We start from the raw sequence: 24,641 nt of genomic DNA, 5'->3' as shown, positions 1-24,641 counted from the left end.
TCCTACCGACCGTCGTACACCACTTCGCCGTCGACGAGCGTCATCGTCACGTCGATGTCCTCGATTGCGTCTGCGTGCTCCCATGGTGAGCGGTCGAGCACGACGAGGTCTGCCTGTTTTCCTTTTTCTATGGTTCCACGTCGGTCTTCGGCAAACCCGGCGTAGGCCGCGCCCGACGTGTAAGCGCGCAGCGCATCCGTGACCGAGAGGCGCTGGGCAGCGTCTGGCGCGTTCACGGCGTGGTGGATGCCAAACAGTGGGTCGAGGGGCATACAGTCAGAGCCGAAGGCCAGTGGCACGCCCGCGTCCAGTAAGTCCGCGTAGCGGTTGGACTGGCGGCGACGTTCTTCGCCAAGCCGGTCGTCGTAGAGACCGTCTTCGTCGGCCCAGCGCAGGAAGTTCGGCTGGACGGAGGTGACGACACCGAGCTCGGCAAATCGCTCGATGTGCTCGTCGGTGAGCAGTTCTGCGTGTTCGACGCGGTGTCGGGCGGCTTCCGGGTCTGCTGACTGTTCTTCGTAGGCGTCCAACACTGCCGTAATCGCCTCGTCACCAATTGCGTGGGCACAGGCTTGGAAGCCAGCGCGGTCTGCGATGCCGACGACGGTGGCGAGTTCGTCGGGTGTGACGACCCACTGGCCGGTCGTGTCGGCGTCGGCGTAGGCTTCTGTGAGTTTCGCGGTGCGCCCGCCGAAACTCCCGTCGGTGTAGGACTTGATGGCTCCCGTTTCGACCATCTCGGAGCCGTGATTCGTCCGGAGGCCGGTCTCGATGGCCGCATCGAGGTGGTCAGACCAGTAGTTGAGCCGGACTCGCAAGGTGAGTTCGTCTTCTAAATCGAGGTCGCGGAACACCTCGGGAGCGGTCGACTTTCGAACCATGTCGTGGACGCCCGTGACGCCGCGAGCGTTCGCGTGGCGCTGGGCTGCTTCGAGGAGGTCGCGCATTTCCGCGGCGTCCGGTTCCGTGGCCTCGAAAATCACGTCGAGTGCGGATTCGACGACGACACCGGTCGGTTCGCCACCCTCTGCGAGAACGTCTTCTGCGGGCATGGCGTCGAGGAACTGGTCTACGGCGACGGAGTTGAGCGACGCGACGTGTAAGTCTTCGCGGAAGGCGGCGACGGGGCGCTCTGTGCTCACCGCGTCTAAGTCTTCGCGGGTGAGATAGCGCGATTCCGACCACTCGCTTTCGTCATAGCCGTAGCCAAGAATCCACCCCGATTCACGGGCGGATTCTGCGAGCAGTGAAATACAGTCTGCGGGGCTGTTTGCGCCCGCTAAATCGGCGTGGACGAGGCGGCGGCCCACCATGTTCAGATGGGTGTGTGCGTCGATGAAGCCGGGGAGGAGGACGCCGCCGTTGAGGTCGATGACCTCTGTTTCCGCACCAGCTAAAAAATCGAGTTCGTAGGCGCGGTCGACACGGATGATGCGTCCATCGCGGATGGCGACGCCGTCTGTCGTTTCGTCCGGGTCGGTAAGCGTGTGAACCTCCGCGTTTATCAGAATGCGGTCGGCTGCCTCGGTCATACCTCCTGTTCCGTGGCCGTGGCGATAAAAAGTCGGGCTAGTCGAGGGCCGTTGCGTACACGACAATTCCCACTACCTGCCCCGTAAACAAGTCAGTCTCCTTCTCCCCGACGCGCTCGAAACCGCGCGCCTCGTAGAACGCGCGTCCCACGTCGTTTTCTGCGAACACTTCGAGGCGCAGTTTCGACAGACCCTGTTCGCGGAGGGCGGCTTCGATGGTCGAGAGCAGTTGTGTACCAACGCCCTTTCCCCACCAGTCGGGGTGGACGTAGATGCTGTAGAGTTCGCCCGTTGCGACTTCGCTTGCGTCGCCTCCAGAAGCATAACCGACCACCTCGTCGGCTTCGGCGACGACGTAGACCGTCTCCGGATTTACAATCGCATCGCGCACCTTCTCGCGGTTGTACCACGCGTCCATCGCCGCTTCGAGTTCTTCCTGCCCAATAATCTCCAGATAGGCGGCTTCGTAGGACGCGCGGGCCACACGCTGGATGGCGGCGACGTCTTCCGGTTCGGCGGCCCGGATGGTGACGGGTGAGGACATAGACTGAGTGACAGGTTTCGGTGACAAAAATCTACGGGCGAAGCGCAATCGTTACGCGCCCGGCCCGTCATGGCAGGAACATGACCGAGCCTGCCGACCTCGTCGCCCGCGTCCGCGACGGAGACATTCGGCTTCACGAACTCGAACAGCACGCAGACGCGGACACCGCCGCCGCCGCCCGCCGCCTGTACGTCGAAGAAGAAACCGGCGCAGACCTCACGATGGCTGGAGAGTACGCCTTCGACGCCGAAGACGCCGAATCGGCCATCGAGAACATGGTCGGCGCAATCCAGGTCCCACTCGGCGTCGCCGGCCCCGTGCCCATCAACGGCGGCGCAGCCGAGGGAACCTACTACCTCCCGCTTGCGACGACCGAAGGCGCACTCCTCGCGAGCGTCAATCGCGGGCTGTCCGCCATCCGCGCCGCAGGCGGCTCGACCGCCCGCGTTATCAAGTCGAAGATGACCCGTGCGCCCGTGTTTCGGGTGCAGGACGTAGCAGAATCCGTCGAAGTCGTCAAGTGGGTTCGCGCGAACAAGAACAAACTGAAAGACGCCGCAGAGGAGACGACGAGCCACGGCGAACTCGTTGACGTGACGCCCTACGTCGTTGGTGACAACGTCTTCTTGCGCTTTGGCTACGACACGAAAGACGCGATGGGGATGAACATGGCGACCATCGCCACCGAAGCCGCGAGCGCCATCGTCGAAGAAGAAACGCCCGCCTCGCTCGTCGCACTCTCTGGCAACCTCTGTACGGACAAGAAACCCGCCGCCATCAACGCCATCGAGGGCCGTGGGCGCACCGTCGTCGCCGACGTGCGCATCCCGCGCGAATCGGTCGAAGAGCGATTCAAAACAACGCCGGAGGCCATCGCCGAGGTCAACACGCGGAAGAATCTCGTGGGCAGCGCGAAAGCCGGAAGCCTCGGGTTCAACGCCCACGCCGCGAACACGGTTGCCGCGATGTTCCTCGCAACCGGCCAAGACGCCGCACAGGTGGTCGAAGGCTCCAATGCGATTGTCACCGCAGAAGCCCGCGAAGACGAACTGTACGCGAGTATCAGCCTCGCCAGCCTCGAAGTCGGCACCGTCGGCGGCGGGACAAAGCTCCCGACGCAGGCAGAGGGCCTCTCCGTGCTCGGCCTCCGCGGCGGTGGCGACCCGGCGGGCGCAAACGCCGACGCGTTGGCGGAAGTGATTGCCACTGGCGCACTGGCTGGCGAACTTTCACTTCTGTCGGCACTGGCGTCGAGACACCTGTCTTCGGCACATGCCGAGTTAGGCAGATAACCAGTTTCACTTTCACCCTGCTTACGGCTCTCGTTTATTGTACCACAGTCGAAATTGGAATAATAGCGCCTGCTGGCGAGCACCAGCGGGCGTTTCCACAGAGGTACGAACCATGTCCGAATCATGTCCCGACCAGCCAGCGGCATCGCGCGCCTACCGCCTGTTGCGCTTGTTGAAGCTCCTGCTTGGCATCATCGCAACGGCCGTCACCATCTGGCAGGCGGTTGGCCAGCTATAACAACCGGTACACTCCACGATTTTCACTCACTTCTCCGGCCTGTACGAGTCGGGTGAGCGCCGTCTCGACGTAGCCCCGTGAGACGCCGTGCTGTTCGGCAAACTCGACAACGTCGGCTTCGGTGGGCGCGTCGAGTTCCGAGAGCGCCGCGAGCACGGTGTCTTTCTTGCTCATCGTCTCGCGTTTCGCGGTCGCTTGCTCGCCTGCTGCGGTGATTTCTGCGGCGTCAAGTCCCGAGCCTTCGAGGTACTCCTCATCGGAGACCACCGCCTCGTTCGTGTAAGTCTCCATCTCGCCAAAGGAATCGACGTTGGCGAACGCCTCTGATTCGCCTTGGCGGTTTGCGAGCATCTGGGCGCGGTGTTGGCGCGCCTCGTTCGCGTCGTCGGTCGTAATAAACTTCTTCAACTTCTTGTACTGGAGGCGTTTGCCACAGCTCGTGCAGTTCGTCGTCTTCGGGCGTCCCTCGACGACTTTCAGCGCGCCACAGTTGCTACAGCCGACGACCGCATACATATGAACACACACTCGGTGCGGGCAGTTGAATCCACCGCCCGGGGCCACGCTTTTGGTGGTTGCTACCGTCTCACGCACATGGACGCAGTCTCCCTCTCAGACAGCGATGTAGTCGAAGCAATCGACGGCGTGCACCTCGCACAACTCGCCGCGGGCGAGAAAATGAGCATTCAGCACTTCCACATCGAACCCGGCGCAAAAGTTCCAGAACACAGCCACCCCCACGAGCAGACCGGCTACGTAACGAAAGGGACGCTCACCTTCCTCATTGACGGCGAAGAAATCTCGGTTTCTGCGGGTGAATCCTACGTGGTTCCCGGCGACGAACCCCACGCCGCAGAGAATCGCGGTGACGTGCCGGTCGATGGCCTCGACATCTTCAGTCCGCCACGCCTCGACGTGCCGTGGATGGAAGACTAGTTGAGCGTCACGACGGTTCGAAGGCTCGGTGGCAGCCGCCGCTGTGCGAACCTACACAGATCCCTCAGAGTTGTCGGCATCCGTTTTCGATTCCCCACATTAGACGTTCTGAATGCCACACTACCGGCTCAGCGGTGAAATAAAAAGAAAACGTGAGTCTGTGAGCTTACGCGAGCTTCTCTATTTCTTCGACGATGACGTCAGCGAACTCGCTCGTTGCGAGCTTCTGGCCACCCTCGATCTGGCGGTGTAGGTCGTAGGTGACCCGACCGGTGGAGACGGCTTCTTCGACGGCGTCGCGGACGAGTTGTGCGGCGTCCTTCCAGCCCATGTATTCGAGCATCAGGCGGCCCGAGAGGATGAGCGCGGTTGGGTTGACCTTGTCCATGCCGGCGTATTTTGGTGCCGAGCCGTGGACGGGTTCTGCGAGACAGAGTTTGTCACCGAAGTTTGCACCGGGGGCGATGCCGAGGCCGCCGATCTGTGCACCGGCGGAGTCGGACATGTAGTCGCCGTTCAGGTTCATCGTCGCAACGACGTCGTACTCGTCGGTGCGGGTCAGAATCTGCTGGAGCATGTTGTCTGCGATGCGGTCTTTGATGACGATTTTGTCCTCTGGAGCTTCGCCGTCGTACTCCTCCCAGAGTTCGTCCTCGGTGATGGTGACGTCACCGAACTCCTCGGCTGCGAGTTCGTAGCCCCAGTCACGGAAGGCACCCTCGGTGAACTTCATGATGTTGCCCTTGTGGACGAGGGTGACGGAGTCGCGGTCGTCCTCGATGGCGTACTCGATTGCTTCGCGGACGAGGCGTTTGGTTCCGAACTCGGTGATTGGCTTGATGCCAATGCCGACGGGGCCGTCGTGGATGATGCCCGTCTTGCCCATGTCGTTCTCGATGAACTCTTTGACCTCTTCGACTTCGTCGGTGCCCGCTTCCCATTCGATGCCGGCGTAGACGTCCTCCGTGTTCTCACGGAAGGTAACCATGTCCATCTTCTCTGGGTGCTTGACCGGTGATGGGACGCCCTTGATGTAGTAGGTTGGGCGAACGTTTGCGTAGAGGTCGAGCTTCTTGCGGAGCGCGACGTTCAGCGAGCGGAAGCCTGCGCCAACAGGGGTGGTGAGTGGCCCCTTGATTGCGACGCGGAACTCTTTGATTGCTTCGACGGTGTCGTCTGGAAGGTTCTCGTCGTACTTTTCGCGTGCACTCTCACCGGCGTAGACGCGCATCCAGTTAATTTCGCGACCGGTTGCCTGTGCGGCAGCCTGCAGCACTTTCTGCGCGGCTGGCCCGACGTCAGACCCAATCCCGTCGCCGTGGATAATTGGGATAATTGGGTTGTCAGGTACCTCCAGTTTGCCGTCCGAGACGGTGATTTTCTCCCCGTCTTCGGGAACGTCGACCTTCTCGTAGCTCATAACACATAAGCCTCAGGTTAGTACAGTAAAAGCCCTGCTGTTCTCGCCTCGCCGCGAGAGCCAAGGAGATTTTGTCGCCGGGTGCGTGTTTTGGGTATGCGAATCGTTGTCCATGGTGGTGCTGGCAGCCCCCCAGAAGCACCCGACCGCCGCCAACAAGTTCTCGATGAAGCGGCCGCTGCAGGCGCAGCCGAAGTAGACCCGATTTCGGCCGTTGTCGCCGCCGTCAACATCCTCGAATCATCGCCCCGATTCAACGCGGGCGTCGGCGGCGCTATCCAGTCAGACGGCATCGTCCGGACGGACGCAGGTCTCATGACGGACACGCTCGATGCCGGGGCCGCAGCGGCCATGCCCGGCGTCTGCCACGCCATCGACGTGGCTCGTGTGGTGATGGAAGAAACGCCACACGTCCTCGTCTCGGGCGTCCACGCCGTCGACCTCGCGGCGGCCTTTGGTATCGAGACTGCGGTTGATCTCCGCAGCGACAGAACACGCGAGAAGTGGGCCGAGCTCGAACACGTCCCCGAAGCCACTGACGTTCGCGGACAACTCGACTGGAGTAAAGAAAAATTCGGTGGCCACGACACTGTGGGCGCGGTCGCCGTAGCAGACGGCCGCGTAGCCGCCGCAACCTCGACGGGCGGGCGCTGGCTCGCACTCGCTGGACGGGTTGGCGATGTCCCCCAGATTGGCAGCGGCTTTTACGCCTCACCCGCAGGCGGCGCGAGCGCGACGGGCGCGGGCGAAGACATTGCGAAGGTCACCCTCACTCGGCGGGCCGTTGGACTGCTCGAAGCGGGTGAGACAGCGCAAAATGCAGCCGAACTGGCCCTCGAGGGACTCGAAGAACGCACGGGTTCGGAAGCGGGCGTCATCGTCCTCGGTGCGGACGGTTCGGCCGGAAGCGCGTACAACACAGACGCGATGCAGGTGAGCGAAGCAGGCGAGTAATCAGTCGCGTGTCTTTGCCTCGCCGCCGGGCTCTGATTCGACTGACAGATATTCTGAGACGACTTCCGTCCACCGTAACCCTACGGTCTCTCATCATTTATTTCGACACTCATCCACCTGTGATTGACTATCGACAATCGTCGTGGGTCAGTTTTAATATCGACGAATCTCATACCTCCTCTCATGGCACAACTAACAGTGAAACGAGGGGAACAGCGGACAGCATGTCCAGATTGCGGGAGTGGACTCGTAAACGTACAGGGGCTCATGACGTGCCACGAGTGTTCGTGGGTCGAGACCAAGTAGTCGCAAACCCTTTGGACCGCTCCGGCGAAAAGCCGGTATGAGCGATATCGACCTTTCTTCGGAATCGTACGAGAAGAACCGAGAGGCAGGCCGCATCCTCGCGCAGGTCCGCGAAGAGGCTGCCGATAAAGTCGAAGTTGGCGTCAAACATTTAGAGGTCGCAACGTTCGCAGAAAATCGCATCCGCGAACTCGGCGGCGAGCCTGCCTTCCCGGTGAACATCAGCATCGATGAGGAAGCCGCACACGCCACGCCGAAAATCGGCGACGAGTCGGTGTTCGGCGAGGAGATGATTAACTTAGACATCGGCGTCCACATCGATGGCTGGCTCGCAGACACGGCGATTACTGTTGACCTTTCGGGTCACACTGACCTCAAAGAAGCCCCAGAGCAGGCGCTCGAAGCCGCTCTCGACCTCGTCGAGCCGGGCGTCAGCACGGGCGAACTCGGCGCGGAGATTGAAGACGTCATCACGAGCTACGGGTTCAACCCCGTCGTGAATCTCACGGGTCACGGTCTCGACCACTGGCAACAGCACACCCAGCCGACCATTCCGAATCGGGCCGTTTCGACGGGCGTCGAACTCGAAGTTGGTGACGTGGTCGCCATCGAACCGTTCGCCACCGACGGCAGCGGCAAGGTGCGCGAAGGGAGCAAAGAGGAGATTTTCGCGCTCGAACACGAGCGCCCGATTCGCAACCGGCAGGCTCGCCAAGCACTCGACCAGATTACAGAAGAGTTTCGCACGCTTCCCTTTGCCATCCGCTGGCTCGACACCGACCGCGCGGAGATGGCGCTCCGCCGCCTGAAGCGCAACGGCATCGTCCACGGCTACCCGGTGCTCAAGGAAGCAGACGGTCACCTCGTGAGTCAAAAAGAGCACACCATCATCGTCACCGAAGATGGGTGTGAGATTACGACGGCGTAATCTCGAAAGATGTAGAACGGTTGGAGGACCGTTCGTCAGCGAGGAATCGATTTTTATGCGTTGTTCATCCGAAGCGTGGTCTCGTGACCACAGTTCATGCACGTGCTCACGCGGTAGGGCTCGCGCGAGAATTTCGCGTTCTCCGGTTTGTCGCTCTCTGTGAGGAGCTTCAGGGCGACTTTGTGGGGCGTGTCACGACCGCACGCGTTGCAATCTTCGGTCATGTCGCCTGGGGTTCGGTTCTGGGTTGACATCGTATCTTGTACTGGCACCGGGGAGAGCATAAAAACCCCAATCTGTTGCACCTTGTTTCAGACGGTTTTCGCCATACGGGGGGCGAATGGGGCAAATGACTGTTCCATAGGCCTTTAGAGCGTTTACAACCTGAGCTAAGAGTGTTTTGGGGGTGGTTAAACACCATATGGTCGTAATATTTATATAGGCGTTTTGCCGCCAGTGTGCTACACTATCGCAATCAATCGACAGAGCCCACTCTGCCGGGGATTTAACCCGGTTGCGCCACCACGAGCGGCATGGAACAGCTGTTTGCCCCCTGGCGCATCGAGTGGATCAAACGCGAGGACAAGCGCGACACTGGAGATGGCTGTGTCTTTTGTGACCTCCCGACCCGTGAGAACGCCCGCGAGAATCTGGTCGTCGCGGCGAGCGAACACACGTTCGTCCTCTGTAACAACTACCCCTACAACCCGGGGCACGTGATGGTGATTCCCCGCACACACACCGGCGACTACGGCGACCTCACCGACGCAGAACTCCTCGACCACGCCAAACTCAAACAGCGCACGTTCGACGCACTCGAAACCGCGATGGGCGGCGTCCAAGGGTTCAACGCCGGGCTCAACCTCGGCCCCGCCGCGGGCGGGTCGATTGGCGACCACCTCCACACCCACGTCGTGCCGCGATGGAACGGTGATACGAACTTTATGCCGCTCGTGAGCGACACGAAAGTCATCGTCGAAGCTCTCTCCGAGACCTACGACCATCTCCACGACGCGTTCGCCGCACAGGACGGGACACGTGTCGAGCGCGAAAACGGCCCCGTCGTCATCGAATAAGGTCACAATCGCACGCCGAAGCCACTATACGCTCGGGTCGCCAACCACGACTCCATGTCGCGCGCCGCCGCAATCCGCCGGGTTGGCCTCGTTATTCTGGGGGCGAACCTGCTGCTCATGGCGACGAAGGCGGCGGTGTGGTACTCGACTGGCTCGCTGGCCGTCGGCTCCGAAGCCGTAAACAGTCTCGCAGACGCGGTGTACTCGGCGGTTGTTCTCGGCGGGCTCTATCTCACCACCCAACCGCCTGACTTCGAACACCCCCACGGCCACGAGCGAATCGAACCGTTCGTCTCGCTCGTCATCGCCATCGGCATCTTCGTCGCAGGTGTGCTCATTCTCGTCCAGTCGGTGTCGTCGGTGTTGATGGGCACCGTTTCACCGCCCGCAGGCCCCTACGCTATCGCGGTGCTCGCTGGGGCGGCGGTCATCAAGTTCGGCCTCTACCGCTACTGCCTCGACGTGGGCAGTCGGTATCATTCGCCCGCCGTCACCGCAACCGCGCTCGACAACCGAAACGACATTCTCACGGCGAGCGCCGCACTCGTGGGCGTGGTCGGCGCGTCGATTGGTTTCCCCATCTTAGACCCGCTCGCCGCTGGCCTCGTCTCGATTGGCATTCTGTACACCGGCATCGAAATCGTCCGTGACAACGTCGCCTACCTCGTCGGCGCGGCTCCCCCTGAAGAACTGCGCATCGAAATCCTCCGCCGGGCGCTCGCCCACCCGAAAGTATCTGGTGCACACGAGGTCGTCGCCCACTACGTCGGCCCGGAGATCGACGTGAGCCTGCACATCGAAGTCGAAGGCGACCTGACGCTGCTTGAAGCCCACGACATCGAGACTGCCGTCGTCTCTTCAATCAGAGACATTGCTCAGGTTGACGACGTGTTCGTCCACATCGACCCGAAAGAGTTGGGGGAATGGAAGGAAGACGAGGAAACCAACCGACTGCTCCGGCGGTTTGACGATTGAAACGGTCTGTTAAGCAAAACTTACAGCGGTTTTCCGAAGGCGTACACCGTCTGGTGTCCGGTAACTTCCACGTCCACGAAGTCGCCGGGTTCGATACCGTGGTCTGTGGCATTCTGGACGATAATCTGGCGATAGGCTCCGTCTCGGCACTTCACGGAGTCGGCCGTCCCCTGCTCTACGACGAGGCAATCACGTTGGACGGTCCCAACCATCTCCTCGTAGGCTTCGCCCACGATTTCGTGCTTCGCCGTGGACATCTCCTTCGAGCGTTCTTTCTTGAGCGTCCCGCCGAGGCCCTTCATTTTCGCGGCGTCCGTGCCGGGACGCTTCGAGAAGCGCGTGATGTTCACCTTCTCGGGGCGCGTTTCGCGCAGGAGCGCCATGCTCATCTGGTGGTCTGCGTCCGTCTCCGTCGGGAAGCCGACGATAAAGTCGGTTGAGAGCGTCCAGTAATCAAGGGCATCGTCGAACGTCTCAACGACTTCGACGTACTCCTCGACTTGATGCTGGCGGCGCATGTCCCCAAGCACGTCGTTCGACCCGCTCTGGACGGGCGCGTGCAGGAAGTTGTAGAGCTTGTCGTGTTTGGCGAACACGGCTGCGAGCTCCTCTTGGATGCCGTGGACGCCCTTCGGGTTCGCCATCCCAACGCGCACGCGAAAGTCACCCTCAATCTGGCAGATTTCGTCTAACAGGGTGTGGAGCTGACGTTCGCCCTTGTCCCAGCCGTAGACGCCCGTGTCCTGACCCGTGATGCGGATCTCTTTTGCACCGGCGTGGACGAGCGCACGAGCCTTGCGGACGTTCTCCTCGACAGAAGGCGAGTCGATTTTGCCCGTCGCGAACTTCGTGATGCAGTACGAGCAGTTGCTCATACAGCCGCGGGCGATGGGGAGGATGCCAATCGTCCCATCGAGAATCGGCTTCGAGTCGGGCGTCGGCGTCGGGCACTCCCCGTTGAGCACGGCGTTTGGCACCTCGTCCCAGTGGAGAATCTGGGCGTCGATACCGGCGTCTTCGAACTCCTCGCCCTGTGCGAGCGCCATACACCCGGTGACGATGAGGTCGCTCGTCGTAGATTGGAGTTCTTCCGCCCGCCGAATCATGTTGCGTTCGGTCTTTTCGATGACGGTACAGGTGTTCAAAATGGCGACGTCGGCGTCCTCGGGGCCCTCTGCGCGGTAGTGTCCCCCGTCGCGGAGCGCCTGCTCGATGTAGCGACTCTCGCCTTGATTCGAGGTACACCCGTACGTCTCGATGTGATAGCGGGCCATTCGCTTGGCGACGCTAACGGCCGGGGAGGCAAAAACGCGACGGATTGCGTGGCTACTCCTGTGCGGCGAGGTAGCTCTTCATGATGGCCACGCCCGAGGACGCCCCGATGCGCTCTGCGCCCGCTTCTATCATCGCTTTGGCCTCTTCCCAGTTGCCGACGCCGCCGCTCGCCTTGACGGGGAGGTACTCGGCCATCAGTTCCACGTCAGCGACCGTCGCACCGCCATCTGCGAAGCCAGTCGAGGTCTTGACGTAGGCGGCGTCTGCCTCTTTGGCCAACTCGCAGGCTTTGTGTTTTTCATCGTCGGTGAGTAGCGCCGTCTCGATGATGACCTTCACCGGCAGGGGGACGGCGGCGACGACTTCTGCGATGTCGGCGCGAACGGCGTCGTACTCGCCGGCTTTCAGCCGGCCGATGTTGATGACCATGTCAATCTCGTCTGCGCCGTCGTCCCACACGTCTTCGGCTTCGTCGCGCTTTGCGACGGTCGTGTTCTGACCGTGGGGGAATCCTACCACCGTGGCGAGCGTCACGTCGGGGGCGTACTCATTCGCTTCTTTGACGTAGCACGGCGGGATGCAGGCGTTCATACCGAACTCGCGCGCGTCGTCGAGGACGGCGAGTACGTCGTCGAAGGTCGTCTCCGGACCAAGTACCGTGTGGTCGAGCATCGAGGCGAGGCGGTCTGCGTTCATAGTGCACCAAAAAAGCCCTCGGAGTAAAAATTGCCCCATCGACTTTTCCCCGCCGGATACCAATTAGATGTCATGACCACGCCCGATACGCTCCACACCGAGGTGACCGAAACGGCCACCGCCATCGCGGAGATGGAGATTCGCGGCGCAGCGACCATCGCAGACGCCGCCGCGCGCGCCCTCGGCGCACAGGCAGAAGCGAGCACCGCGACCACCCCCGACGCGTTTCGCGCCGAACTCCGCGCCGCGGCACGCGTGCTCCACGACACCCGCCCAACCGCCGTCAGCCTCCCGAACGCGCTTCGCTACGTCCTGCTCGGAATGGAGGGAACCACGGTCGAGGAACTCAAAGCCTCAGTAGAGCGGCGCGTCGCCGCCTTCTGCGGACAACTCGAACGCGCCCAAGACGACCTCGGGCGCTTTGGCGGCAACCGGCTGCGCGACGGCGACACTATCATGACTCACTGTCACTCGACGGACGTCATCGCCTGTGTGCGCGCGGCCGTCGAAGACGGCAAAGAACTCACCGCCTACGTCAGAGAGACGCGTCCCCGAAATCAGGGCCACATCACCGCCCGCCAACTGGCCGAGTTGGGTGTCGACGTCACGCTCATCGTGGATAACGCCGCCCGCCACTACCTGAACGACGTCGACCACGTTCTCGTCGGCGCGGACAGCATCGCCGCGGATGGCTCTGTCATCAACAAAATCGGCACGAGCGGCCTCGCTGTGAACGCCCGCGACATGGGGACGCAGGTGATGGTCGCCGCCCAGACCATCAAACTCCACCCGGCGACGATGACCGGCCACACCGTCGAAATCGAAGAGCGCGACGCGACCGAAGTGCTCGCAGACGACGTACGCGCGGAGATTGGTGATATTCATATCAACAACCCGGCCTTCGATGTGACACCGCCGCGCTACGTCGATGCCATCGTCACCGAACGCGGCCAGTTCCCGCCCGAAAGCATCGTCATCCTGATGCGCGAACTGTTTGGCGAGCGTGTCATCAACCCATGGGAAGCACCCTGAGAGGGGTCTCGTCTTTCCTCTGGGACCTCTCGTCTCTTTCCTAACGCGGCCACCTGGAATCCAGAACACTTGGTAACTGCTGGCTGAACAGGGACGACACTCCATCTAAAAGACCGCAACGCGTTTACTGCTCCCGGCCACGAGTGTGGCTATGGTACTTCCGGACGGGTTTTCGATTCCGCCGCTCCCTGTGCTGTTGGTTCTTTTCGTCGCCCTCGCCATCGTCGGCGGTGCGCTCTATCGGCGCAAGCCACCGGTCACGCGCCACCTCGTCGTCGCCTTCGCGCCGTGGATGGTCGTGGGGTCCAGTCTGTACGTCCTCTATCAGATTGAGGGCCTGCCTTCAGCAATCGCGCCGCTGTTTAGCTCACCGACCGTTTACGGTTCGACGTTCATCATCGCGGGTGCTATCTGGGCCGTCTCGGCTGACCGCCCCGCAGACGAGTGGTCGCTGCGCTCGACTCCGGGCATCCTCGCGGCAACCGGACAACTCGGCATTGTCCTCGTCGCGGGAACGACCCTCGCTATTGGCGGGAGTGAGGGTGGGCTGATGCTCTTTTGGCCAGCCGTTGGCCTCCTCATCACCTGCATCCTCGCCGCGCTCGTCTGGGCGGGCATTCGCGTGGGGCTTCCCGACATCGCCACGACCACCGGGAGCGCGGGGGCGCTCGTCGTGTTCGGCCACACGCTCGACGGCGTTTCGACGGCCGTTGGCATCGACGCGCTCGGCTTTGGCGAGCAGACGCCGCTTTCGCGGGCCATCATCGAGTTCGCCGCCGCGCTGCCCACGGCCGACCTGTTCGGCACGGTGTGGCTGTTCGTCCTCGTGAAGGTCGCGCTCGCCACCGTCGTCGTCGCGTTCCTTGCAGAGACGGTGCGCGAAAGCCCGCGTGAGGGCTATCTGTTGCTCGCGCTCATCGCCGCCGTCGGTCTCGGCCCAGGCGCGCACAACCTACTCCTGTTCACCGTCCTCGGGTAAGCAGGTTTTTTGTCTCACCGTCCGAAGTGGCGGTGTTAATGCCCCGCGTCATCTGTGCTGGCCACGTAAACTGGGACCTGACTCTGCGCGTAGACCGCCTCCCCGAACCCGACGGCGAGGCGCTCATCGAGTCCCAACAAAAGGCAGGCGGCGGGAGCGCGGCCAACACCGCAGTCGCCCTCGCCGGGCTTGGCACGGACGCTGGACTCATCGGCAGCGTTGGCACCGACGAAAATGGTGTGGCTGCCCGCGAGGAACTGTCTGCGGTCGGTCTCGATCTCTCACACCTCCTTTCAGTCGAGGGTGACACGGCCGTGAAATATCTCGTCGTCGACCGAACAGGCGAGGTGATGGTACTCGGCAACAAGGGCGCGAACGAAGCCGTCACGCCTGAAAACGTGGATGCCGAGTACGTCAGGAGCGCAGACCACCTCCACCTGACGAGCCAGCGCCCGGACACCGCAGCCCACCTCGCTGAACTCGCGGCTGATGCGGACGTTCCCGTCAGCTTCGACCCGGGTCGGCGCGTCGCCTCTCGTGACTTCTCCGCGACGTTTCCGCACGTCGATTACCTCTTTCTCAACCGGCACGAAGCGGAGCAAGCCTCTGAAAAATTCGATCTCAACGTCCCCGACCGAGTGGTCGTCACCAAGTTCGGAGAGGGCGGGGCACAGCTCATCTCGGAGGGGAAACTCGCCTCACATCCCGGCTTCGACATCGAAACCACCGACTCGACCGGCGCAGGCGACGCGTTCGCCGCGGGGTTCATCCACTCGCAACTGGCTGCCTCCTCGCTCCCCGACTCGCTCGAATTCGCCGCGGCGTGTGGCGCGCTTGCGAGCCAGCAGGTCGGCGCACGCATCTCGCTCACGCCAGCCCGCGTCAGAGCATTCCTCGCCGCGCACTGAGCGCGAACCCGCCGTATTTTTTGCCGCGCCACAAAAACTGCGCGTATGGCAAAACAGCCCCACCTCCTCGTTTCCGAAGGCGACGTGACCGACATCGCACTCATCCCGGGCGACCCGGGCCGCGTAGACCGGATTGCAAAGCAGTGTGAGAACGTGGAAGTCGTCGCGGAAAATCGTGAGTACAAGGTCGTAAACGCCGAGTTCGAAGGCCGCGAACTCACCATCTGTTCGACGGGTATCGGCTGTCCCTCCGCCGCAATCGCCGTCGAAGAACTCTCTCGCGTCGGCGTCGAGACGTTCATCCGCGTCGGCACGACGGGCGCATTGCAACAGGGAATCGAAATCGGGGACATGGTCGTCGCAACCGGTGCGGCGAAAAACGAAGGCACCTCAAAGCGCTACGAGGACGTTGAGTTCCCCGCCGTCCCCGACTACGACGTGCTCACGGAGCTCGTCAACGCTGCCGAAGCCAACGACGAAGACGTGCACGTCGGTCCCATCGCCTCCGACGACGCGTTCTACGCAGAAACCGACGAGTTCGTCGAGGCGTGGGAAGCCGCGAACCTCCTCTCGGTCGAGATGGAAGCCGCCGCCGTGTTCACCCTCGCCCGTCGCAAGGGCCTGCGCGCCGGAGCCATCTGTACGGTGGACGGCAACCTCGTCGAAGGCACGCAGAAGGGCGAAACCGAGGGCGAAGAACTGCCTGACAAGGCGAAAAACAACGTCGAACGCGCCATCCGCATCGCGCTCACCGCGACGACTTCGCTGTAGAGAAAGGCCTTTCAAGGCCACTTTCGAACGTCTGGCAATGCTCGATACGGTGCGGAAACGCGCTGCCACCTACTACGCTCGGTTTCGGCGGTTAGAGCGCCGCCGGATTCGAGACCTCAGACGCTGGGTCGAGAGTACGCGCAACCTGATTCACCTCACGGTTGTCGTCCTCGTCCCGTTACTCATTGCCACCGTTACCGCCATCTCGAACTCGCTCGAACAACTCTCGTTCCTCCTGTTCCCCCCACTCGCCGCTGGCACCTACACGCTGTTTGCAGACCCCGAAGGAAAGTACTCGAAGCCCGGGAAGTTCGTCGCCGGACTCACCATCGGCGCGCTCTGTGGCTGGGGCGCGTTCGAACTCGTCGCCATCAGCCCGTTCACGCCAGCGCCGACTGGCCAGTCGGTCAGTGCGATAAGCGCCGGGCTTGGCATCTTTCTCACGGCGCTTTCGACGTGGGTGTTCGACATCGAAGAACCCTCTGCGTTCTCGACTGCGCTGCTCACCCTCGTCGCTGGTTCGACCCAGTTCGATTACGTCCTCTCGGTTGCCGCCTCCAGTGCAATCGTCGCCCTCGCGTTCGTCTTCTGGAAACAGCAGTTCTACGAGCGCAGAGCCCGATTCCTGTATCAATCGACGAAAGGCGACGACCACGTTCTCGTCCCGATGCGGGGTGCACAGCCGGAGACCTCTGCCATGTTCGGCGCGCGCCTCGCTGCGGCCCACGACGCGGGGAAGGTCGTTCTCCTCGATATCGTGGACGACGAAGCCATCGCGGCGGCCGAAGCCGAACTGCTCGACCACGACGCACAGGTGCTCACCGACGGCGGCGAAGAACAGAGCCTCGAAGAACAGGCGGAGACGAAAGCCGCAACCGATGCCGCGGCCGACTTGGAGGCGTGGGCGAATCGCCTCCGGACGAAAGTTGGGGTTCCCGTGGAAGTCGTCGTCGCAGTGGATGGCAACTCGCCCGCACAGACGGTCATCCAGACGGCACAATCGACCAACTGCGACCTGATTGTCACGCCCTACGAAGAGCGACACGGCGCGCTGTCGCCGTTCGTCCGCACACTGTTTCGCAGCGAGGTTGACGTGGCCGTCCACCGCTCTGTTGGTGGGCGAACCCGGTGGAAGCACATTCTCGTCCCCATCCGCCAGCCAAGCGACGTGGCCCACGCGATGATTGACTTCGGCCTTCGGTTGGCCGGGCGCACGGGTCGGGTGAGTGTGGCTAACTGTATCACTGCGCCCAACCAACGCCGCGCCGCAGAGAACATGCTCGCAGACCTCGTCGATGCCTTCGAAGGCAACCTCGAAACGCGGGTCTCGCGGGCGACCATCGAAACCTTCCTTGCGGCGAACGCCCCGCAGTACGACGCGATTTTCCTCGGCGCGAGCACCGACCGCTCTGCGGCCTCGCGGCTCATCTCACCGCCGACGTTCGAGCGGATTCACGAACTCGAAAGTGACGTCGTCATCGTCGACCGCGGCAAGCACCCGTTGCCAGCCCTCGATTAGACGGCGTCTGTGTGCTCTTCGTCCACGTCCAGAATGCGGTCTGCGAAGTCCTCCATGCCGCGCTGGCCAAGCGCTGACTGGACGAGTAAGTGCCCGCCGATGACCGCCGGGCTGATGACGGTGTTTGCTCCGGCGCGTTTTAGCTTCCGGATGTTCTCGCGTTCGGTTGCTGCGGCGACGATTCTGATGTTCGGATTGAGTTGGCGCGCAGTGAGAATCGAGAGGGCGTCTTCTGCGTCTGAGTTGGTCGCGGCGACCACCGCTCGCGCGCGGTCGATGCCGACGCGTTCGAGGACGTCTTCGTCTGATGGCTCGCCGGTGATGACTTTGTAGTCGCGCTCTGCGAGTTCTGTGGTGTGTTCTTTGTCGGGGACGATGACGACGAACGCGGTCGTCTCCTGTAATTCTTCTAAAATCGGTTCGGTCAGTTCGCCGTAGCCGAGGACGATGACGTGGTCTTCTAAGGTTGCGAGTTGTGATTCGTTCATGATACCAAGTGCTCTGCTGAAGCGTGCTTCGATTGCGGGGCCGAGCACCGACCCGAGCGCGATGGCGAAGCTGGCGGTGCCGATGACGATGACGCTCATCCCGAACAGGCGGGCGACCTGCGTGGTCGGTGACGCATCGCCGTAGCCGACCGTACTCGCGGTGACGAGCGTGTAGTAGAAGGCGTCGGTGAGGTTGTTGACGCCGCCGAACTGCTCGCGCAGGGCGTAGGTGCCGACGGTGCCGTAAATCTGTGCGCCGATAATCGCCGTGAGCGCACCCAGTTGGGTCGTGCTCAGCGAGATGTCCTGCGTGAAGCGCTTTCGATTGAACCCCACGACCGGCAGCGCGAGCAACGAGAGCGCGACGAGTGGCAAAGAAAGCGAGTTCGACTGGAGGAGCCCCTGTGCTGCGGTGAGTGGGAGAAACACCATCGTCGAAAGCCACGCGGCTCTGAGTCCACGACGCAGGCCAACGGCGCTGAGAACCAGTAAAAACCCGGTGAGCGCGCCCGTAAATCCGGTCGTTTGCTGGACGGTGTCGGGGACGTAGGGGCTGAGTGGCCCGGGAACGACGGTCGGCGTCGCGATGTTCGCCACGCCCGTCGCAAACGACAGCAACGCCACTGCGAGGGTCAGCAAAATCGCAAGACGAATGCTGTACCACGAGCGCCTCCGGTTCATGTACCGTTGTTTGTTTCGTGATAGTATATAAACCTCGACTTGTGTTTCGGTGCAGTGTTCCGGTAATGGTAAAGTGACACGATGAGTGGGACACGTATGGTTCAGGCCCTTCCACTTCAGGTGCTGTTTGGCATCTACCTCGGGCTCTTGACGGGACTGCTTCCCGGTCTCATTGCCTTCACGCTCGGGTTTCTGTTCAAATACTTCACCGGCGTCACCCTCCCCGGCTTCGGTGTCGTCACCCTCGGGGTTGCTATCGCCGGTATCAACGGTGGCCTGCTCGGGCTTATCGACCCGGCAGTCCAGAGTTCGCCAATGTTGCTCGTCGCCGCCATCGTCGTGATGATGATTACGCTCTACACCCACTCGATGGGCGACAAACTCGGCGCGGAGTTCCCAAAGCGCCTCTCGCTTAAACGCCTGCGCGAGCAGAAACTCTCGCGCGACGTGCTCAATCGCGTCGGCGTTCGCGGCGAAATCCAACTCGATATCGTCGGCCCCGTTGGCGACATGGAGGGGTATCCGCCGCTGTCTGCAGACCTCAGAAAGACAATCAAAGAGTCGAAACTCACCGTTCCGCCAGACCTCCCGCTCTCGGAACTCGAAACCCGTCTCGCAGACCGGCTGCGAAACGACCACGACCTCGCGGACGTCTCGGTGACCGTCGACGCGAATGCAAAAGCAAGCGTGAACGCCGCCCCACCGAGTGGCCGACTCTCCCGCCGGGTGCCAAAGGGCAAGCGTGCCATCTCGATCGAGGCGCTGCTTCCGACCGGCGTCGCCCGCGGCGACGAAGTGGTGTTACAGACGACCGCTGGCTCGGTCACCGGGCCAGTCGTCGCCGCCCAGTCCGACGGGGGTAGCGACCAGCCACCGGGTGAAACGCCCGCAGAAGACGACGAAACCCCGATTCCCGCGCCACACGCGCCGACAACGACCGGCGGTGAGGGCCGTATCACCGTCGCGGTAGACCGCACGGACGCAAAACAACTGCTCGGCATCGAAACCGGGCGCGTCGTCACGCAAGCGCGCGGCACCCGCCGGGAGTACGAACTCGTCTCCCTGCTCCGCCGGGCGGGCAAGCGTTTCAAGAAACTCACTGTCAGAACCGGTGGTGACCTCGACGGCCGGACGCTTGGCGACATTGCGGTCAGAAGCACCTACGACGTAGCGGTGCTCGCGGTCAAGCGCTCTCCGAAGGCGGACACCAACGGCTCCGCACGCGGGTGGGTGTTCGCTCCACGCGGCGAGACGATGCTCGCCGCCGGTGACGAACTGTTCGTCGTCGGTACCCGCGACGCGCTCGCCGGGTTCGCGGAGGTGGCCGCGTGACGGTCATCTCAGAGCTGTTGGAGGTGCTGTTTGACCTCAGTGCGCTCTTATCGGTCGTCGGAATGGGGCTGCTTGCCCTCACGAGTGCGCTCGCGCTCACGTTTGTCTACCGCTGGTACTCCCGCCAGAAACCCCCCATCAACGTCGCCATTCTCGTTGGCCTCGCTGCGGTGTCGCTTTGGCTCAACACCGACTTGGCGCTGAAGCAAGTCATCACCGCGGGCAACTTAGACGGCCTCGAAACGAACGCCATCGTCACGATTGCGTCGTTCGTCGTCGGCGGCTTCGGCGCGTCGCTTGGCCACCAGATTGGCGACGACCTTGCCGTGCGATTTTTCGCCATCTCGGGGGTCAAAGACCTGAACCGCGAGATGAGCCAACTCGTCCAATCGGTCGGCCGGACGATTACGGTCACGTTGCCGGACGACATCCAAGATATCGAGGGCTACGACCCGGTAGACGACGCGACCAAGGAGAAACTCGCGGGTATCTCACTTGTCTTCCCGCGTCGGCTCACCGTTGGTGAACTGAAAACCCGTCTCGTCTCCCGGCTGAAAGAAGATTACAACGTCGGCCACGTCGACATTGAGTTGGACGAAAGCGGAGCGGTCACGTTCTTCGCCATCGGGAGTCGAGCGGCCGGACTCGGGCCAACCTTACCGCCGGGGAAAGCCGCCGTCGCCATCCGCGCAGACCCGGCCCACGGCGCGAGCGCGGGCGACCTCGTCCAAATCTGGAAGTCAGGCCCAGAACCGGAACTCGTGACGGCCGCAGAACTCAGGGCCGCCGTCGAGGATGTCGTCACTGTCGTCGTCGACGCGGCGGACACAGACCGGCTCTCGGCCGAGGAGTCCTATCGCCTCATCACGATGCCATCCGAACCGTTGCCAGACCGCGAGTTCGCCTCCCTGCTTCGCGTGGCAGACGAGACGATGGGGGCGGTCACCGTCCACGAGTCGAGTGCGCTCGTCGGGACGACCCTCGGCACCCTCGACACCACCGTCGTCGCCGTCAAACCACAGTCCGGTGGCGTCACGGCGATTCCCGCCCGCGGTCACGTTCTCGAAGCCGGTGACACCATCTACGCGATCGTCCGGCCCGACGAACTCCGGCGACTCGAAGCGGTCACGGGCCCGTCGAAACAACCCTCCCAGTGAACGCCCTGACGGCGAGCCTTTTTGCTGTCGCGTCCGGTAGACACCCGCATGCAGTGGAAGCTCTTTGCGAATCTTGCAGAAGCCGCCGGGGAAAAGGAGGTCAGCGTGGCCACCGAACCCGGCGACACGCTCGGTGACGCCCTCACCGCCCTCATCGAACAGCACCCGGCGCTCCGCGCGGAGGTGTACGACGAAGACGGCACGCTCCACGAACACATTCGGCTGTTGCGAAACGGGCGGAGTCCGTTCGCAGAAAGTGAAGGGCTCGACACCGTGCTCGAAGCCGGTGACGAACTCGCGCTGTTCCCGCCGGTCAGCGGCGGGTAGTCAGGTCTGCTTCGAGGACGAAATCAGGTTCACTGCTCACCGGGACCCGAGCGGTCGCCACGTCGCTTACGTGACGGACGGTTTCAGGGATGAGGACGCGCGCGTTGTCCGCGCCCTGTCGGGCAGCGTCTCGGCTAAGTGCGGCGAACAGCGAGCGCGCGGCTTGTGCGTCCTCCCACGCGCCGACGCCGTACTCGGCGTAACTCCGGGTTTCGCCCTCGTCGGTCGTGTGCTCGAACGTGCGATTGCGGTAGGCCATCGCCCGCGTGCCCTCTTCTTTGACCGCGAAGACGGCGTCGTCGGACGCGAGCGTGCGCAGCTTTTCGAGCGTGAGTTCCGAGACCGCCCACGATTCGGTCAAATCGAGACCGAGGCCGACGAGGTGCGTGCGCGCCTCAGAGCGGTTCCAGTAGCTCCACGCCGCCGCCGGGTCGGCTTCGACGGTGAGGTCGGGTTGTGCGTCTGCGTCGGGTTCGGGTTTCGCCCATCGGAACTCGGTGGCGGGGGAAAAGCCCGTGGCGCGCGACTGGCCGAGGCCGCCGATGTTCCACGAGTACACCATGTTCCGCGCGACAGTCGCGCCTTGCTGTGCGGCCCAGTCGAACAGCGCGTTCGTGAGCGTGCGGCTCACGCCGTTTCCGCGAAATTCGGGATTCACGCGCATGCCCTGTGCCCACGCTTCGTGGTCCGAGAGCAGCACGCCTTGACAGAGACCCGCGATGTCGTCGCCCGCGTCTAAGACGAACGTTTTCTGGGTGTCGCCCTCGGTGTCAATCCAGTCTTCGAGCACGCGCGGGATGTGGTCGCCGACCTCGCGGTCTGCCCACGTCTCTTGGGTGAATGCGACGATGGCGTCCACGTCGGTGTCGCGGATTCCTCTGACCGTCAGTTCCATGGCACAGACCGCGGCGTAATCTCGCCTGCGAGCGGCGTCTGCATCGTGCCCGCCACGTCGTCTGCGTTGGCGAGCGCCCACATCAGCTTGACTTTGGCCGTGCCGGGGAGCATGTCTTCGCCTTCGACGACGCCCGCATCCAGCAGGTCGCGACCGGTGTCATAGACGCGGTCACAGACGCGCCCGGCGAGACACTGGCTGGTCATGACGACGACGGTGCCGTCGGAGACGAGAGACTCGATGCTGTCGATCCAGTCAGTGTGAACGTGGCCGAGGCCCGTGCCCTCGATGACGACGCCTGCTTTGCCTTCTAACACATCGAGGAAGGCAGTGTCCATGCCCGGTGTGAACTTGATGAGTTCGACGTCGGTTTCGATGTCGGGCGCGATGTCGAGGTCGCGCTCGCCGCGTTTCGTGTACTCGCGGCGGAAGGTGAGTTCTTCTGTGTCGTAGTCGATTTCGCCGAGCGGGGCCGCGCCGATGGTCTCGAAGGCGTTGCGCCGGGAGGTGTGATTCTTCCGGACGCGCGTGCCCTCGTGGAGCGCGCAGGTCGTGTCGCTCTCGGTCGCGTGCATACAGAGGAGCACTTCCGCGCAGTCGCTTTTCGCGGCTTCGACCGCGCAGACGGCGTTCATCACGTTATCAGAAGATGGGCGGTCTGCAGAGCGCTGGCTCCCGGTGAAGACGATGGGGACGGGCGTTTCGAGCATGAACGCCATCGCGCTCGCGGTGAACTGCATCGTGTCGGTGCCGTGCATGACGACGACGCCGTCTGCGCCGTTTTCGATTTCCTCGTAGATGGCGTGGGCGAGGTCTTGCCACACGTCGGGCGTCATGTTCTCAGAGAGGATGTTTGCGACGACGCGCCCGCGGTAGTTTGCCCGGCCTGCGAGGTCGGGGACGGCGCGAAGCACGTCTTCTGCGTCGAATTGGGCGGTCACCGCGCCGGTGCGATAATCCACCGTCGAGGCGATGGTGCCACCGGTCGAGATGAGCGCGATGGTCGGCAGGTCCTCATCAAATTCGACTTCGGACACGTCGCTCGTTTGGCCCGGTTCGATTTGATACACGTCAGATTCGAGTACTTCGACTTCGGCGTCTGCGCGGTTGATACCGACGTTGTACCCGCCGTCTAGCTTGACGACGAGCGTCTCGTGGGTGGTCGATGGCAGCAACACACCGTCGTAGGTCTGGCCGCCGCGTTCGACACGGACGCGGTCCCCTGGGTTCATACGCCCCGCTACCGCGTGACTGGACTTGAACCCTGCCATCTTCACATGATGGCTGGACAGAAACGACCGAAAAACGCCGCTGGTTCGGTTAGTTGACGCCCGGATTCGCCCTTGCGTTGCTTCCCATCTCCGCGGGTTCGTTCTCGACGCTTATCTCGAACGAGGTCTCCGAGACGGAGACACACGGGTTGCTCCCGGCGATGTTTCGAAGGCGTTCGTAGGTGTAGCCAGCAGAACCGCTGTACGCCGGATATTCAGCCTGCATCAGCGACTCAGACGCGCCGTCGAGGAGAACGGTCGAGAACCGGAGCCAGATGGTCGTCGTCTTCGAGTCGCCGTCTGTGTCTTGGTCGAGCATGTCCGTATTGCCGATAACGCCGTAGTTGCCGTTGGCGTAGTCGCCTGAGTCACTGCCGAGACTCGCCCCCGTCCAGTGGTCCATCCCGGATCCACCGGTGTGCCCGTCGTAGTCGGTCGGTTCGTCGTAGTACGCGCCCTCCCCTTCTTTGTAGAGGACGATTTTCGGTGGGACGATGACGCTCCCGTCGTCAGGCGAGACGAAGTCGCCGTTGCCGTTGATGTTGTAAAACGCAGAGTTCCCCGTTGCGAGCGGCACGCGGCCTGCGTCCGGGAATCGGTCGGTGGTGCTGTGGGTCGCGGTGCCGAGTTTGTCATTGTTATCCGTAAACAGCCACGGCGTCTCGCGATATACGGGCGAGTAGCCCTGCCCGTCGATGCCTGCTTCTAGGATGTACCGGAGCTTCAGTGGCACTTCGTCGAAGTTGCGCCACTCCGTGTACACCTTTGGAACCACGTATACCTCGGTAATGTTCCCGTCATCATTGCGAACTACGCCGGGATTCGATGCCGTTATCTCGCTTGTCATCGCTGCTGCTGCAGAGCCGCTCAGTGCGAATGCACTTACGCCGCCCACAATCCCTGCCATCCCGATACCCTTGAGTGCCTGCCGTCGAGTGAAATTCATTGTTGTTCTCCAGTTCCCCCCTATCCGTCCCAACATATTCTCTCGGCCCGGCAGGAGCCTTCCAAACCGGCTCTGTCCGGTCAAAGCTCCCATTAACGCCGTCATCTTCGTGGATTCCGGAGCGGAACTATCCGCAACTCCCACGACTGCTCCATTAGTTAAT

The 24,641-nt window shown here is 62.5% G+C and carries 26 protein-coding genes; 15 read left to right on the top strand and 11 right to left on the bottom strand.

What is annotated here, in order from left to right:
- Nucleotides 1-2 precede the first annotated feature (2 nt).
- Both V5N13_RS06070 and V5N13_RS06065 read right to left on the bottom strand, forming a co-directional pair.
- Nucleotides 3-1,532 (bottom strand): amidohydrolase, encoded by a 1,530-nt coding sequence (locus V5N13_RS06070; protein WP_336360027.1) that lies wholly within the window; start codon nucleotides 1,530-1,532, stop codon nucleotides 3-5.
- Between the two features lie 37 nt (nucleotides 1,533-1,569).
- A complete protein-coding gene (locus tag V5N13_RS06065) occupies nucleotides 1,570-2,076 on the bottom strand; it encodes a GNAT family N-acetyltransferase (RefSeq protein ID WP_336360026.1) in 507 nt (168 codons plus the stop codon).
- Between the two features lie 80 nt (nucleotides 2,077-2,156).
- Here V5N13_RS06065 and hmgA point away from each other — a divergent pair, with 80 nt between their 5' ends.
- Together hmgA and V5N13_RS06055 are read left to right on the top strand one after the other, a co-directional pair.
- Nucleotides 2,157-3,368: a hydroxymethylglutaryl-CoA reductase (NADPH) gene (gene hmgA, locus V5N13_RS06060; protein ID WP_336360025.1), complete on the top strand. Its 1,212-nt coding sequence runs from the start codon at nucleotides 2,157-2,159 to the stop codon at nucleotides 3,366-3,368.
- A gap of 112 nt (nucleotides 3,369-3,480) precedes the next feature.
- Nucleotides 3,481-3,606 (top strand): hypothetical protein, encoded by a 126-nt coding sequence (locus V5N13_RS06055; RefSeq protein WP_332899959.1) that lies wholly within the window; start codon nucleotides 3,481-3,483, stop codon nucleotides 3,604-3,606.
- Here the strand turns inward: V5N13_RS06055 and V5N13_RS06050 are convergent.
- A complete protein-coding gene (locus V5N13_RS06050) occupies nucleotides 3,601-4,122 on the bottom strand; it encodes a DUF5817 domain-containing protein (RefSeq protein WP_332899958.1) in 522 nt (173 codons plus the stop codon). The genes V5N13_RS06055 and V5N13_RS06050 overlap by 6 nt on opposite strands.
- A 78-nt stretch (nucleotides 4,123-4,200) precedes the next feature.
- Between V5N13_RS06050 and V5N13_RS06045 the strand changes: the two genes are divergently transcribed.
- Entirely contained in the window at nucleotides 4,201-4,542 is a 342-nt protein-coding gene (locus V5N13_RS06045) for a cupin domain-containing protein (protein ID WP_336360024.1), read from the top strand.
- Nucleotides 4,543-4,708: 166 nt separating this feature from the next.
- On the opposite strand, the gene icd is transcribed toward V5N13_RS06045, so the two are convergent.
- A complete protein-coding gene (gene icd, locus V5N13_RS06040; protein WP_332899955.1) occupies nucleotides 4,709-5,962 on the bottom strand; it encodes an isocitrate dehydrogenase (NADP(+)) in 1,254 nt (417 codons plus the stop codon).
- Nucleotides 5,963-6,058: 96 nt separating this feature from the next.
- Here icd and V5N13_RS06035 point away from each other — a divergent pair, with 96 nt between their 5' ends.
- Entirely contained in the window at nucleotides 6,059-6,916 is an 858-nt protein-coding gene (locus tag V5N13_RS06035) for an isoaspartyl peptidase/L-asparaginase (RefSeq protein ID WP_336360023.1), read from the top strand.
- 343 nt (nucleotides 6,917-7,259) lie between these two features.
- Nucleotides 7,260-8,150, top strand: coding sequence for a type II methionyl aminopeptidase (gene map / locus V5N13_RS06030; protein WP_336360022.1), 891 nt, complete (start codon nucleotides 7,260-7,262; stop codon nucleotides 8,148-8,150).
- Between the two features lie 53 nt (nucleotides 8,151-8,203).
- Here the strand turns inward: map and V5N13_RS06025 are convergent, their stop codons facing one another.
- The gene (locus tag V5N13_RS06025; protein WP_336360021.1) at nucleotides 8,204-8,404 is read right to left on the bottom strand and encodes a DUF7835 family putative zinc beta-ribbon protein; all 201 of its coding nucleotides are present in this window, start codon (nucleotides 8,402-8,404) and stop codon (nucleotides 8,204-8,206) included.
- A gap of 279 nt (nucleotides 8,405-8,683) precedes the next feature.
- Here V5N13_RS06025 and V5N13_RS06020 point away from each other — a divergent pair, with 279 nt between their 5' ends.
- Both V5N13_RS06020 and V5N13_RS06015 read left to right on the top strand, forming a co-directional pair.
- Nucleotides 8,684-9,226 carry an HIT family protein gene (locus tag V5N13_RS06020; RefSeq protein WP_336360020.1) on the top strand — a complete coding sequence of 181 codons (543 nt, stop codon included), beginning with the start codon at nucleotides 8,684-8,686 and terminating at the stop codon, nucleotides 9,224-9,226.
- Nucleotides 9,227-9,280: 54 nt separating this feature from the next.
- Complete coding sequence (locus V5N13_RS06015; protein WP_332899950.1) at nucleotides 9,281-10,201, top strand: cation diffusion facilitator family transporter; 921 nt, start codon at nucleotides 9,281-9,283, stop codon at nucleotides 10,199-10,201.
- Nucleotides 10,202-10,221: 20 nt separating this feature from the next.
- On the opposite strand, the gene V5N13_RS06010 is transcribed toward V5N13_RS06015, so the two are convergent.
- Nucleotides 10,222-11,475 carry a tRNA (N(6)-L-threonylcarbamoyladenosine(37)-C(2))-methylthiotransferase gene (locus V5N13_RS06010; RefSeq protein ID WP_332899949.1) on the bottom strand — a complete coding sequence of 418 codons (1,254 nt, stop codon included), beginning with the start codon at nucleotides 11,473-11,475 and terminating at the stop codon, nucleotides 10,222-10,224.
- Between the two features lie 52 nt (nucleotides 11,476-11,527).
- Complete coding sequence (gene deoC, locus V5N13_RS06005) at nucleotides 11,528-12,172, bottom strand: deoxyribose-phosphate aldolase (RefSeq protein WP_336360019.1); 645 nt, start codon at nucleotides 12,170-12,172, stop codon at nucleotides 11,528-11,530.
- A gap of 72 nt (nucleotides 12,173-12,244) precedes the next feature.
- Between deoC and V5N13_RS06000 the strand changes: the two genes are divergently transcribed.
- The 5 genes from V5N13_RS06000 to V5N13_RS05980 all read left to right on the top strand — a co-directional run bounded on the left by V5N13_RS06000 (nucleotide 12,245) and on the right by V5N13_RS05980 (nucleotide 17,381).
- Nucleotides 12,245-13,204 carry a ribose 1,5-bisphosphate isomerase gene (locus V5N13_RS06000; protein ID WP_336360018.1) on the top strand — a complete coding sequence of 320 codons (960 nt, stop codon included), beginning with the start codon at nucleotides 12,245-12,247 and terminating at the stop codon, nucleotides 13,202-13,204.
- A gap of 151 nt (nucleotides 13,205-13,355) precedes the next feature.
- A complete protein-coding gene (locus tag V5N13_RS05995; protein ID WP_336360017.1) occupies nucleotides 13,356-14,183 on the top strand; it encodes a DUF63 family protein in 828 nt (275 codons plus the stop codon).
- A 38-nt stretch (nucleotides 14,184-14,221) separates the two neighbouring features.
- Nucleotides 14,222-15,091: a carbohydrate kinase family protein gene (locus tag V5N13_RS05990; RefSeq protein ID WP_336360016.1), complete on the top strand. Its 870-nt coding sequence runs from the start codon at nucleotides 14,222-14,224 to the stop codon at nucleotides 15,089-15,091.
- Nucleotides 15,092-15,136: 45 nt separating this feature from the next.
- Nucleotides 15,137-15,862, top strand: a complete 726-nt coding sequence (locus V5N13_RS05985) for a nucleoside phosphorylase (RefSeq protein ID WP_336360015.1) — start codon at nucleotides 15,137-15,139, stop codon at nucleotides 15,860-15,862.
- A 37-nt stretch (nucleotides 15,863-15,899) separates the two neighbouring features.
- Complete coding sequence (locus V5N13_RS05980) at nucleotides 15,900-17,381, top strand: HPP family protein (protein WP_332899943.1); 1,482 nt, start codon at nucleotides 15,900-15,902, stop codon at nucleotides 17,379-17,381.
- Here V5N13_RS05980 and V5N13_RS05975 read toward each other — a convergent pair.
- Nucleotides 17,378-18,550, bottom strand: coding sequence for an NAD-binding protein (locus V5N13_RS05975; RefSeq protein WP_336360014.1), 1,173 nt, complete (start codon nucleotides 18,548-18,550; stop codon nucleotides 17,378-17,380). The two genes, V5N13_RS05980 and V5N13_RS05975, sit on opposite strands and share 4 nt — an antisense overlap.
- Before the next feature lie 96 nt (nucleotides 18,551-18,646).
- Here V5N13_RS05975 and V5N13_RS05970 point away from each other — a divergent pair, with 96 nt between their 5' ends.
- From V5N13_RS05970 to V5N13_RS05960, 3 genes are read left to right on the top strand one after another with little or no spacing between them, the layout of a single operon-like run.
- Nucleotides 18,647-19,882, top strand: a complete 1,236-nt coding sequence (locus V5N13_RS05970) for a potassium channel family protein (protein WP_336360013.1) — start codon at nucleotides 18,647-18,649, stop codon at nucleotides 19,880-19,882.
- Nucleotides 19,879-21,039 (top strand): TrkA C-terminal domain-containing protein, encoded by a 1,161-nt coding sequence (locus V5N13_RS05965; protein ID WP_336360012.1) that lies wholly within the window; start codon nucleotides 19,879-19,881, stop codon nucleotides 21,037-21,039. The genes V5N13_RS05970 and V5N13_RS05965 overlap by 4 nt, the downstream gene beginning before the upstream one ends.
- Nucleotides 21,040-21,087: 48 nt before the next feature.
- Complete coding sequence (locus V5N13_RS05960; RefSeq protein ID WP_336360011.1) at nucleotides 21,088-21,366, top strand: ubiquitin-like small modifier protein 1; 279 nt, start codon at nucleotides 21,088-21,090, stop codon at nucleotides 21,364-21,366.
- Here the strand turns inward: V5N13_RS05960 and V5N13_RS05955 are convergent.
- The 3 genes from V5N13_RS05955 to V5N13_RS05945 all read right to left on the bottom strand — a co-directional run bounded on the left by V5N13_RS05955 (nucleotide 21,353) and on the right by V5N13_RS05945 (nucleotide 24,478).
- Entirely contained in the window at nucleotides 21,353-22,261 is a 909-nt protein-coding gene (locus tag V5N13_RS05955) for a GNAT family N-acetyltransferase (RefSeq protein ID WP_336360010.1), read from the bottom strand. The two genes, V5N13_RS05960 and V5N13_RS05955, sit on opposite strands and share 14 nt — an antisense overlap.
- Nucleotides 22,252-23,493, bottom strand: a complete 1,242-nt coding sequence (gatD, locus tag V5N13_RS05950; protein WP_332899937.1) for a Glu-tRNA(Gln) amidotransferase subunit GatD — start codon at nucleotides 23,491-23,493, stop codon at nucleotides 22,252-22,254. The genes V5N13_RS05955 and gatD overlap by 10 nt, the downstream gene beginning before the upstream one ends.
- A gap of 88 nt (nucleotides 23,494-23,581) precedes the next feature.
- Entirely contained in the window at nucleotides 23,582-24,478 is an 897-nt protein-coding gene (locus V5N13_RS05945; protein ID WP_336360009.1) for a hypothetical protein, read from the bottom strand.
- Nucleotides 24,479-24,641: the final 163 nt, after the last annotated feature.

Origin of the sequence: Haladaptatus sp. ZSTT2, from assembly GCF_037081775.1 — an archaeon.
GTDB lineage: Archaea > Halobacteriota > Halobacteria > Halobacteriales > Halococcaceae > QDMS2.
The sequence above is the reverse complement of the archived record's forward strand: the minus strand, read 5'-3'. Positions and strand labels throughout refer to the sequence as shown.

Bases quoted from the DNA above. Each gene is read 5' to 3' on its own strand.
- V5N13_RS05945 (WP_336360009.1), bottom strand. From the start codon at position 24,478: ATGAATTTCACTCGACGGCAGGCACTCAAGGGTATCGGGATGGCAGGG.
- V5N13_RS06050 (WP_332899958.1), bottom strand. From the start codon at position 4,122: ATGTATGCGGTCGTCGGCTGTAGCAACTGTGGCGCGCTGAAAGTCGTC.
- icd (WP_332899955.1), bottom strand. From the start codon at position 5,962: ATGAGCTACGAGAAGGTCGACGTTCCCGAAGACGGGGAGAAAATCACC.
- map (WP_336360022.1), top strand. From the start codon at position 7,260: ATGAGCGATATCGACCTTTCTTCGGAATCGTACGAGAAGAACCGAGAG.
- V5N13_RS06065 (WP_336360026.1), bottom strand. From the start codon at position 2,076: ATGTCCTCACCCGTCACCATCCGGGCCGCCGAACCGGAAGACGTCGCC.
- V5N13_RS05995 (WP_336360017.1), top strand. From the start codon at position 13,356: ATGGTACTTCCGGACGGGTTTTCGATTCCGCCGCTCCCTGTGCTGTTG.
- V5N13_RS05955 (WP_336360010.1), bottom strand. From the start codon at position 22,261: ATGGAACTGACGGTCAGAGGAATCCGCGACACCGACGTGGACGCCATC.
- V5N13_RS05990 (WP_336360016.1), top strand. From the start codon at position 14,222: ATGCCCCGCGTCATCTGTGCTGGCCACGTAAACTGGGACCTGACTCTG.
- V5N13_RS05980 (WP_332899943.1), top strand. From the start codon at position 15,900: ATGCTCGATACGGTGCGGAAACGCGCTGCCACCTACTACGCTCGGTTT.
- V5N13_RS06045 (WP_336360024.1), top strand. From the start codon at position 4,201: ATGGACGCAGTCTCCCTCTCAGACAGCGATGTAGTCGAAGCAATCGAC.
- V5N13_RS06020 (WP_336360020.1), top strand. From the start codon at position 8,684: ATGGAACAGCTGTTTGCCCCCTGGCGCATCGAGTGGATCAAACGCGAG.
- V5N13_RS06025 (WP_336360021.1), bottom strand. From the start codon at position 8,404: ATGTCAACCCAGAACCGAACCCCAGGCGACATGACCGAAGATTGCAAC.
- V5N13_RS06015 (WP_332899950.1), top strand. From the start codon at position 9,281: ATGTCGCGCGCCGCCGCAATCCGCCGGGTTGGCCTCGTTATTCTGGGG.
- V5N13_RS05975 (WP_336360014.1), bottom strand. From the start codon at position 18,550: ATGAACCGGAGGCGCTCGTGGTACAGCATTCGTCTTGCGATTTTGCTG.
- V5N13_RS05960 (WP_336360011.1), top strand. From the start codon at position 21,088: ATGCAGTGGAAGCTCTTTGCGAATCTTGCAGAAGCCGCCGGGGAAAAG.
- V5N13_RS06070 (WP_336360027.1), bottom strand. From the start codon at position 1,532: ATGACCGAGGCAGCCGACCGCATTCTGATAAACGCGGAGGTTCACACG.
- V5N13_RS05970 (WP_336360013.1), top strand. From the start codon at position 18,647: ATGGTTCAGGCCCTTCCACTTCAGGTGCTGTTTGGCATCTACCTCGGG.
- hmgA (WP_336360025.1), top strand. From the start codon at position 2,157: ATGACCGAGCCTGCCGACCTCGTCGCCCGCGTCCGCGACGGAGACATT.
- deoC (WP_336360019.1), bottom strand. From the start codon at position 12,172: ATGAACGCAGACCGCCTCGCCTCGATGCTCGACCACACGGTACTTGGT.
- V5N13_RS06000 (WP_336360018.1), top strand. From the start codon at position 12,245: ATGACCACGCCCGATACGCTCCACACCGAGGTGACCGAAACGGCCACC.
- V5N13_RS06010 (WP_332899949.1), bottom strand. From the start codon at position 11,475: ATGGCCCGCTATCACATCGAGACGTACGGGTGTACCTCGAATCAAGGC.
- V5N13_RS06035 (WP_336360023.1), top strand. From the start codon at position 6,059: ATGCGAATCGTTGTCCATGGTGGTGCTGGCAGCCCCCCAGAAGCACCC.
- gatD (WP_332899937.1), bottom strand. From the start codon at position 23,493: ATGAACCCAGGGGACCGCGTCCGTGTCGAACGCGGCGGCCAGACCTAC.
- V5N13_RS06055 (WP_332899959.1), top strand. From the start codon at position 3,481: ATGTCCGAATCATGTCCCGACCAGCCAGCGGCATCGCGCGCCTACCGC.
- V5N13_RS05985 (WP_336360015.1), top strand. From the start codon at position 15,137: ATGGCAAAACAGCCCCACCTCCTCGTTTCCGAAGGCGACGTGACCGAC.